The sequence below is a fragment of the Hungatella sp. genome (assembly GCF_046966825.1).
Map to the genome: position 1 here is coordinate 38,158 of NZ_JBKVCZ010000031.1, position 9,239 is coordinate 47,396.

Genomic DNA, 9,239 nt, shown 5'->3' on the forward strand with positions numbered 1-9,239 from the left:
GGACAGTATGGAGATCACGACAGGAACGATTGTAAAAAGCCTGGCCGGACACGATAAAGAAGAGGTTTTCTTCATATTAAGAGAAGAAGGCGAATATGTTTATCTGGTGGACGGAAAATACCGGACGCTCGACAAGCCGAAGAAGAAAAACAGAAAGCATGTGGAGACTGTTTCCTGCGAAATGGACGGTCCGGGTAAAAAGATCAGGGAAAACCAGAGAGTCACCGATGAAGAGATCGCTCGTTTCATCAAATGTATCAAAAGATTCTTGAGAGTATAAAGTTTTCAATAAAAGAATAGCTTTTTCGAATGGAGTTATGGTATCTTTAAGTTTCCAGACTTAAGAAAGATACAAGCCACCGAAAAAGCTATTCCGTGTATGAGTTTACCATACTTTTTCGTGGCTGACCATACGATTATGATAAATTATATTGATAAAGTTTTATGCTATTTTGAATCATGCTTCTCACGTAAAGCCGCTTTCCGTTGGTTTGTTACTATTACCGTCGGGCTTATGCTGCGTTCCGACAAACTTGGTGTCACCTCGGTTATTCGTGACCTGGCTCTCTGCCCGGACTGTTACCTTTCCATGCTTCACTTTTTCCGGGCTTCCTCCTGGTCCCTAGATGAGATACGCCTGCGTTGGTTCTCTTGCGTCAGGGAGTACGCTCCCCTCTATCAGGAAGGGGATTTCCACGTCCTGGTCGGGGACGGGGTCAAGCAGTCTAAGGAAGGACGCCGGATGCCCGGGGTTAAAAAGCTCTTTCAGGAATCTGAAAATTCCGCAAAACCCAAGTACATCCATGGACATATGTTTGGCGGCCTTGGCATCCTGGCAGGCCGCATCCACAGTTGGGCCTGCATCCCTTTGGGTATCCGGCTCCATGACGGCCTTCAGGGTGCCAGTGAGTGGGCAGGCGCATCGGTTTCCAGTTCCTCCCACGTTGTCCAGATGGTGGAGGATGCGTACCGTGCCTGTGAAGTCTTTGGGGATTGCCTGCTTCTTCTGGACCGGTATTTCCTCACAGTGCCCGCGCTGGTAAAACTGGAATGCCTGAACCGCGGCACAGCGGCCCGCATGGAAATCATCACTAAGGCAAAAAAATCCTGTACCGCGTTTGAAAAACCGGCCCCCCGCAAACCAGGCAGGGGACGGCCGCCAAAAAAGGGGGCAGCCGTCCACCTGAAGGAACTGTTTATTTCCCATAAAGATCAGTTCCGGGAAACAAAAATGGAACTTTATGGGAAACAGGAAACTATACGCTACTACAGCATTGACCTGCTTTGGGGGCAAAAACTGTACCAGGAGCTGCGGTTTGTGCTGGTGGAAATGGGAGGAGTCCAAAGCATACTGGCCAGCACCAGCCTGAACCTGGATCCGCTGGCAATCATCCGTCTTTACAGCTATCGGTTCCGGATCGAATGTATGTTCAGGGAGTTAAAACAGCAAACAGGGGCATTTTGCTACCATTTCTGGTCAAAGTATATGCCAAAGCTGAGCTACTACAGGAAAAAAGAGGAACCAGCCCCCTTGGATCAAGTTGAAAGTGAGAAGGCCCGTAAAAGAATCCTGGGAGCGGTACGCGCCACTGAAATGCATATCGCCTTGTCCTGCATAGCAATGGGGATCCTTCAGAGTCTTTCCATCCTCTTTATGGGGAAGATCAAATCCAATCAGCTCCGTTACCAGAGAACCCCTTCAAGGGACCGTGTATCGGAAGGTGCCCTCATGCAATATTTCCGAAAACATTTTTTCCGCCTTATAGGGCAAACGCCGGAATTGCGTATAACGCGAATAATTCAAGAACAACAGGATGAGTCAGGAATCTACTGGGATTCACTGGCTTCTTAGTGGTACAAACTTTATACTCTCAAGAAAAGATTAAAGTAGTGAGTAAAGACACAGGTTGTCAGGAGGTAAGATTTTATGTCGAAAGCAGATGTTATTGAAATTGAAGGAACCGTTGTTGAAAAGCTTCCGAACGCCATGTTCCAGGTAGAACTGGAGAACGGCCATCAGGTGCTTGCACACATCAGCGGAAAACTTCGTATGAACTATATCCGTATTTTACCGGGTGATAAGGTAACCATTGAGTTATCCCCTTACGATTTGTCTAAGGGAAGAATTATCTGGAGAGATAAATAAAAGTAAAAACAAGGAAAAAATGCTTGCATTCGTATATGGAAAGTGTTATAATGCTATAGCGACTTTGTTGAAATACCGGGTGTATTATGCCCAAACGGCAGCACTGGTTGGTTTTATATAAAACACATTGCGGGTATACCTGGATGTCCTCATTTTGGGGACGCATAACGGAAAGGAGAATTGCTGTGAAGGTTAGATCATCAGTCAAACCGATTTGCGAAAAATGCAAAATCATTAAGAGAAAAGGCAGTATCAGAGTAATCTGTGAAAATCCTAAGCATAAGCAGAGACAAGGTTAAAAATTATTAATGGAGGTGTACTACACAAATGGCTCGTATTTCAGGTGTTGATTTACCAAGAGAAAAACGTGTTGAGATCGGCTTAACTTATGTCTACGGTATCGGTAGAACAAGTGCAAACCGCATTCTTAAAGAAGCTGGCGTTAATCCTGACACTCGTGTTAAGGACTTAACCGATGACGAAGTAAAGAGAATATCAGTTGTAATTGCTGACAGTCAGACTGTTGAAGGTGATTTACGTAGAGAGATCGCTATGAACATCAAGAGACTTCAGGAAATTGGCTGCTATCGTGGAATTCGTCACAGAAAGAGCCTGCCGGTTCGTGGTCAGAAGACAAAGACCAATGCAAGAACTCGCAAGGGCCCGAGAAAGACCGTAGCAAACAAGAAGAAATAAGCATTAAACTTAATGAAACTAAAACAGTGAATCACGTTACATGTTTTAAAAACAGGAATAACAGGATTCAAGAAATGAAGAAAGTAGGTTAGTTTAAAATGGCTAAAAAAGTGTCCACTACTAAAAAAGTGACAAAAAAGCGCGTAAAGAAAAACGTTGAACGCGGACAAGCACATATCCAGTCATCTTTTAATAACACAATCGTGACGTTAACAGATACTCAGGGTAATGCCTTATCTTGGGCAAGTGCTGGTGGTCTGGGATTTAGAGGTTCAAGAAAATCTACTCCATATGCAGCTCAGATGGCGGCAGAAACTGCTACTAAAGCAGCTCTTGTACATGGTTTAAAATCAGTAGACGTTATGGTAAAGGGTCCTGGTTCAGGCCGTGAAGCAGCTATTCGTGCACTTCAGGCATGCGGTTTAGAAGTAACCAGTATCAAGGATGTTACTCCGGTTCCACATAACGGATGTCGTCCGCCAAAACGTAGAAGAGTCTAATTAGGAGGTAATTACAGTGGCAGTAGATAGAGTTCCTGTTCTTAAAAGATGTAGATCCCTTGGTCTTGATCCAATCTATTTAGGAATAGATAAAAAATCCAACAGAGAATTAAAAAGAGCTAACAGAAAGATGAGTGAGTACGGCCTTCAGTTAAGAGAAAAGCAGAAAGCCAAATTCATCTACGGCGTTCTTGAGAAACCGTTCCGTAACTACTATGCAAAGGCTGAAAAGATGAATGGTATGGTCGGTGAAAACCTGATGATCCTTCTGGAAAGAAGACTTGACAACGTAGTGTTCCGTATGGGCTTTGGAAGAACAAGAAGAGAGACCAGACAGATGGTTGACCATAAGAGCATCTTAGTAAACGGCAAGTGTGTAAACATTCCGTCTTACTTAGTTAAAGCTGGCGACGTAATCGAAGTAAAAGAGAAATGCAAAGGAAACGCCAGATTTAAAGATGTAGTAGAGACCACAGCAGGACGTTTAACTCCGGCCTGGGTTGACGTTGACCATGAGAATTTACGTGGTACTGTTAAAGAGTTACCAACAAGAGATGAGATTGATGTTCCAGTGAATGAAATGCTTATCGTCGAGTTGTACTCCAAATAATTGAAAGTCTGTTAAAGAGAAACAACAACTTTCGCCCGGAGTATGGGAAACTGTACTCCGGGCAAGGATTTGAGTATAAGACCCTCGATACAAATTACCCAAAAGGAGGGGCTATTAGTGTTCGATTTTGAAAAACCAAACATTGAGATTGCTGAAATCTCTGAGGACAAGAAATATGGCAAGTTTGTAGTTGAACCGCTTGAAAGAGGTTACGGTACGACTTTAGGCAATTCCTTGAGAAGAATCATGCTTTCTTCTTTACCGGGAGCCGCAGTCAGTCAGGTAAAAATCGACGGCGTTTTGCATGAATTCAGTTCTATCCCAGGCGTTAAAGAGGATGTAACTGAGATCATTATGAACATCAAAAGCTTAGCAATCAAAAATAACAGCGACACCAATGAAGCAAAGGTTGCATACATCGAGTTTGAAGGCGAAGGTGTGGTAACGGCTGCTGACATTCAGGCGGACCCGGATATTGAAATCATGAATCCGGACCAGGTGATCGCGACACTCAGCGGCGGCACAGACAGTAAGTTCTACATGGAGCTGACTATCACAAAGGGCCGCGGCTATGTAAGCGCAGACAAAAACAAGAGTGAAGATTTACCGATTGGCGTGATTGCCGTTGATTCCATCTATACACCAGTAGAGCGCGTCAACATGACGGTACAGAACACCCGAGTAGGTCAGGTTACCGATTTCGATAAGCTGACATTAGATGTATTTACAAACGGAACACTGGCACCAGACGAGGCAGTCAGCCTTGCTGCGAAGGTGTTAAGTGAACATTTAAATCTGTTCATCGACTTATCCGAGAATGCCAAGACTGCAGAAGTCATGGTAGAGAAAGAGGATAATGAGAAAGAAAAGGTTCTGGAGATGAATATCGACGAACTGGAACTTTCCGTACGTTCATACAACTGTTTAAAGAGAGCCGGAATCAATACAGTAGAAGAGCTGTGCAACAGAACTTCTGAGGATATGATGAAGGTTCGTAACTTAGGCCGCAAGTCTTTAGAAGAAGTGCTGGCAAAGTTAAAGGAGTTAGGCTTACAGCTTAACCCGAGTGATGACGCGAACAGCTAATTACTCGTTACAGGAATTTATGGAGATTAAGCGCAGGATGCAGTAAGACCGAAGAAGCATGCGCCGGCGTTCCACAAATGGAGGGAAATAAGACATGGCAGGATATAGAAAGCTGGGAAGAACTTCCAGCCAGAGAAAAGCACTGATCAGAAGCCAGGTAACAGCATTATTACACAATGGCAAGATCGTTACAACAGAAGCGAGAGCAAAAGAGATCCGTAAAGTAGCAGAAGGACTGATTGCTCTGGCCGTAAAAGAGAAAGACAATTTCGAAACCGTTAAAGTAACCGCTAAGGTTGCCCGCAAGGACAAAGACGGCAAGAGAGTCAAAGAAGTGGTGAACGGCAAGAAAGTTACCGTATACGACGAAGTAGAAAAAGAAATCAAGAAGGATCTTCCTTCCAGACTTCACGCAAGAAGACAGATGTTAAAGGTACTGTACGATGTAACAGAAGTACCGCAGGCAGCTGCTGGAAAGAAGAAAAATACAAAGAGCGTAGATCTCCCGAAGAAATTATTTGAGGAAATCGCACCGAAGTATGTATCCCGAAATGGTGGATATACAAGAATCGTAAAGATTGGCCAGCGTAAAGGCGATGCAGCGATGGAAGTGGTGTTAGAGCTTGTCTAAGCACTGAGCAGTGTCAAAAAAAGTCAGGAGAAAATTTTCGTTGTGCTAGCACATAAGAAAATTTTCTCCTGGCTTTTTTTGTAGGGCGAACGCCCCACACCGAACTGGAGCGCAGCGGAAGTGAGGTGTGCACTGCGGGGTACCGGCCGAGAACGACTAACGAATCTCCCAACGATGCGCAAGCGAGTCGTCCCAATTCCCCCCCCATCCTCCTCCTCCCCCACCACCACATTTTTCTCCCCCCAACATATTCCCCCATCCCCCCAAATGTGTTATGATACAGAAGAACGACAAAGAGCAATTGAAAAAAGAAAGAGGGCGGTTACAATGATAAAATACTACGAAGGCGACATATTCAACTCCAGTGCGGACATCATCTGCCACCAGGTAAACTGCCAGGGTGCGTTTGGTCGTGGAATGGCGGGTCAGGTAAAGAAGTTATTTCCGGAGGTAGAAAAGTCCTATAAAATTCTGACAAAGCAGTGGACAGAAGAAGCGCGAGGCAAGACGTCGGCGTTGCTGGGGCGGGTATCGGCCCAGCCGGTAGAGAAAGACGGCCGTTGGTTCCTGATTGCGAACCTCTACGGCCAGGACGACTATGGAAAAGGCGGAGTCTACACTGATTACGAGGCTTTAGAAAAAGCCATGGAAGAGATCCGCGAGTTTCTGACGGTACGCGGCAGAAACGAGACAGCCGCATTCCCGCAGGGAATCGGCTGCGGTTTTGCGGGCGGTGACTGGCAGATTGTAGAATCCATCATCAAGCGGGTATTTGAAGATTACCCAGGAGAAGTACAGATCTGGAAATACGACGGAAAATAAAAATACGGAAAATAGAAATATCGATACATACTCCCCATCAACCACCATAACCCCCCATATACCGGCCACAGAAGGCGTTACCGCCCCGCAGGCATACTTTATGCCTGCCCCGCATTCTCCCCGTCATACGGCCCGCTACAGCCGTTAAAACGCCCCTCCTGCCCGGCCCCTGGTAAAAAATAACACCCCAGTTCCCCACACCACCAACCGGGGAAATCTACAGCATCAGAAAGGATATTGGATGAAAAATAAATTTGTGATCGTGGATGGTTCTTCCATGCTGTCCACCTGTTACTACGCCGTGCTTCCGCGGGAAATCATGTTCGCTAAAACCGAAGAGGAAAAGCAGAAGCACTACGGAAAGATTCTGCACGCCGCGGACGGAACATACACCAATGCGATCTTCGGCATGCTGAAGACCGTTGCGTCTCTCATCAGGAAACAGGAACCCGGATATATCGCCTTTGTGTTTGACAAGACGAGAGACACGTTCCGGCGGGAACTGTACGCGGAATATAAGGGGACGAGGGGGGCGACTCCCGAGCCTTTGAAGCAGCAGTTTGTCCTGATTGAGTCAATCCTTCAGGAAGCCGGATTTAGGGTGCTCTACAGCGACGATTACGAGGCTGATGATTACGCGGGATCCCTGGTTATGAAGTTCCGCAGCCAGCTTCCTGTGGTGGTCATGACGAAGGATCACGATTATCTGCAGCTGGTCAATGACGAATACAACGTCAGGGCCTGGATGGTGCAGGCGAAGCAGGAGAAGGCAGACGAACTGTACGAAAAATACTACGGCCCATACGGCCTGACGAAAAAAGACGTGAACCTTCCGGAGAAGACGTTTGAGTTTACCTCAGAGCATGTGTTTGCCGAGGAAGGCGTGTGGCCGGAGCAGATTACCGATTTAAAAGGAATTCAGGGTGACACCTCGGATAATATTCCGGGAGTAAAAGGCGTGAGCAGTGCGGTGCCGCCTCTCCTGGCTGAGTATGGTACTGTGGAGGCGATGTATGAGGCGATCCACGACGCAGAGACGGACAAAAAACAGCTGAAGGAGCTCCAGGATTTTTGGAAGGAGAAGCTGGGGATATCCAGAACTCCCTACAAAGCGCTGACGAAGACAGGGGAGGACGGCGAACTGTGCGGGGAAGCCGCGGCCCTGCTGTCGAAGCGTCTGGCTACCATTAAGACGGATATTCCGCTGGATCTGGAACTCGCTGATTTTTCCGTGGAACAGTACAAGGAGAAGGTTCTGCGCAAATGGTGTAAGAAACTGGATATCAAGGAGACCTCTGTATTCGGCTGAGCCATCTCAGCTCCGGCAAGAATTTCTGGTAAAAATTGCCATTCTTGCAAATTAATTACTCAATTTTTCCCAAACGCAAGAATAAAGAAAGAATATCGTAAGTTGACGGTGAATTACCCCAGGGGCTATAATAATAGTAGAAAAAGGAAAATGAGGATTGATTATAAAGAGTGGGAGGTATTTTTATGAAACGGTTTGGGAAACTATTGGCTTTGACCGCAATTGTGAGTGTGTTGGGCGTGAGTATACCATTTCAGTCATTTGCCGCGTCGAAGACGATATCATCGGTAACGATCTATGCGGGGCTTGAGGAATTGGAATCCGGAGAGAATCTTCCGGAGGAGACGGCCTTTGAACTTAAGGAAAATTCCAAGGGCAACTATGTATATACCAACAACAGCAGATACGAGGTCAGCAGTGTAGAGTGGATTACCTCTGGGTCGAAAGAGATGACGATCGGATATGAGCCCAAGATGAAAGTGGAACTGCATGCCACCGATTCTGACGAGTATGCGTTTAAAGGCGGCTATCAGTCCAGCAACGTGACGGTGAAGGGCGGAACCTATGTGTCAGCCAGCCGTTCCGGCAGCGACACCTTATACGTGACATTCAAGTTCAAACCGATCAAGGGTACGTACAGCTCCCCGGATGATGCCTACTGGAAGGATTCCGGCTACGGCGGCGCCCGCTGGAGTAAGGTTGACAATGCGTCTGACGCCTATGACGTCTATTTATACCGCGGAAGTACGGTTGTGAAGAAGGTTGAGGGGCTTAAGGCTACGTCCTATAACTTCTATCCTTACATGACGAAGGCCGGCACGTATTCCTTCAAGGTACGCACGGTTCCATATACCGAGAGTGAGAAGAAGTACGGAAAGAAGAGCGACTGGACAGAATCCGATGAGGTTTATCTGCCGGAGGAGAAGGTATCTGACGGCTCGGGACAGGAAAGCGGAACGCCTGGAACCACCGGTCAGGTTGGATGGATTAAGGACGGAAATAACTGGTATTTCAAGTATCCGGACGGAACTTACCAGAAGAACAACTGGGCCAAGATCAATGAGAAATGGTATTTATTTGATTCCAACGGTGCGATGCTCACCGGATGGCAGCAGAGAAATAATTTATGGTACTATTTGAACGACCAGGGAGCCATGGTAACCGGCTGGGTCGTATCGAACAACAAGTGGTATTATTTAAATCCTTCCACGACTACAGGTGTAGAAGGCGCGATGCTTACAGGCTGGATCGCCTACAACAATAAGTGGTACTGCACGGACGCTTCCGGCGCGATGCTTGAGGGATGGCGCGAGGTAGACGGCAGCTGGTACTACTTCTATCCAGGTGAAGGCTCCAAGGCCGTGAATACCACCATCGATGGTTTCCCGGTTGACGGCAACGGCGTGTGGCATAAGTAAAATCATCAGGAAAGGAAGATG

Annotated in this window: 12 protein-coding genes; all 12 read left to right on the plus strand. The window is 46.7% G+C overall.

What is annotated here, in order from left to right; all coding sequences use genetic code 11:
• The first annotated feature begins 7 nt into the window (after nt 1–7).
• The 12 genes from ACLTD4_RS12125 to ACLTD4_RS12180 all read left to right on the plus strand — a co-directional run bounded on the left by ACLTD4_RS12125 (nt 8) and on the right by ACLTD4_RS12180 (nt 9,218).
• On the plus strand, nt 8–280 hold the full coding sequence (locus ACLTD4_RS12125) for a hypothetical protein (RefSeq protein ID WP_412331332.1): 273 nt from the start codon (nt 8–10) through the stop codon (nt 278–280).
• Between the two features lie 99 nt (nt 281–379).
• The gene (locus tag ACLTD4_RS12130; RefSeq protein WP_148511015.1) at nt 380–1,852 is read left to right on the plus strand and encodes a transposase; all 1,473 of its coding nucleotides are present in this window, start codon (nt 380–382) and stop codon (nt 1,850–1,852) included.
• Nucleotides 1,853–1,927: 75 nt separating this feature from the next.
• Complete coding sequence (infA, locus tag ACLTD4_RS12135) at nt 1,928–2,146, plus strand: translation initiation factor IF-1 (RefSeq protein WP_002604680.1); 219 nt, start codon at nt 1,928–1,930, stop codon at nt 2,144–2,146.
• A gap of 185 nt (nt 2,147–2,331) precedes the next feature.
• A complete protein-coding gene (gene rpmJ / locus ACLTD4_RS12140; protein ID WP_003497809.1) occupies nt 2,332–2,445 on the plus strand; it encodes a 50S ribosomal protein L36 in 114 nt (37 codons plus the stop codon).
• A 28-nt stretch (nt 2,446–2,473) separates the two neighbouring features.
• Entirely contained in the window at nt 2,474–2,842 is a 369-nt protein-coding gene (rpsM, locus tag ACLTD4_RS12145; RefSeq protein WP_002604679.1) for a 30S ribosomal protein S13, read from the plus strand.
• 98 nt (nt 2,843–2,940) lie between these two features.
• Nucleotides 2,941–3,342, plus strand: coding sequence for a 30S ribosomal protein S11 (gene rpsK, locus ACLTD4_RS12150; RefSeq protein WP_006771855.1), 402 nt, complete (start codon nt 2,941–2,943; stop codon nt 3,340–3,342).
• A 16-nt stretch (nt 3,343–3,358) separates the two neighbouring features.
• On the plus strand, nt 3,359–3,952 hold the full coding sequence (gene rpsD, locus ACLTD4_RS12155; RefSeq protein WP_055653543.1) for a 30S ribosomal protein S4: 594 nt from the start codon (nt 3,359–3,361) through the stop codon (nt 3,950–3,952).
• A 117-nt stretch (nt 3,953–4,069) separates the two neighbouring features.
• The gene (locus tag ACLTD4_RS12160) at nt 4,070–5,038 is read left to right on the plus strand and encodes a DNA-directed RNA polymerase subunit alpha (protein ID WP_002604677.1); all 969 of its coding nucleotides are present in this window, start codon (nt 4,070–4,072) and stop codon (nt 5,036–5,038) included.
• Between the two features lie 94 nt (nt 5,039–5,132).
• Nucleotides 5,133–5,669, plus strand: a complete 537-nt coding sequence (locus ACLTD4_RS12165; RefSeq protein ID WP_002604676.1) for a bL17 family ribosomal protein — start codon at nt 5,133–5,135, stop codon at nt 5,667–5,669.
• A 327-nt stretch (nt 5,670–5,996) separates the two neighbouring features.
• The gene (locus tag ACLTD4_RS12170) at nt 5,997–6,491 is read left to right on the plus strand and encodes a macro domain-containing protein (protein ID WP_117622350.1); all 495 of its coding nucleotides are present in this window, start codon (nt 5,997–5,999) and stop codon (nt 6,489–6,491) included.
• Nucleotides 6,492–6,732: 241 nt separating this feature from the next.
• Nucleotides 6,733–7,800, plus strand: coding sequence for a 5'-3' exonuclease (locus ACLTD4_RS12175; RefSeq protein WP_055653547.1), 1,068 nt, complete (start codon nt 6,733–6,735; stop codon nt 7,798–7,800).
• 185 nt (nt 7,801–7,985) lie between these two features.
• A complete protein-coding gene (locus ACLTD4_RS12180) occupies nt 7,986–9,218 on the plus strand; it encodes an N-acetylmuramoyl-L-alanine amidase family protein (RefSeq protein WP_055653549.1) in 1,233 nt (410 codons plus the stop codon).
• Nucleotides 9,219–9,239 lie beyond the last annotated feature (21 nt).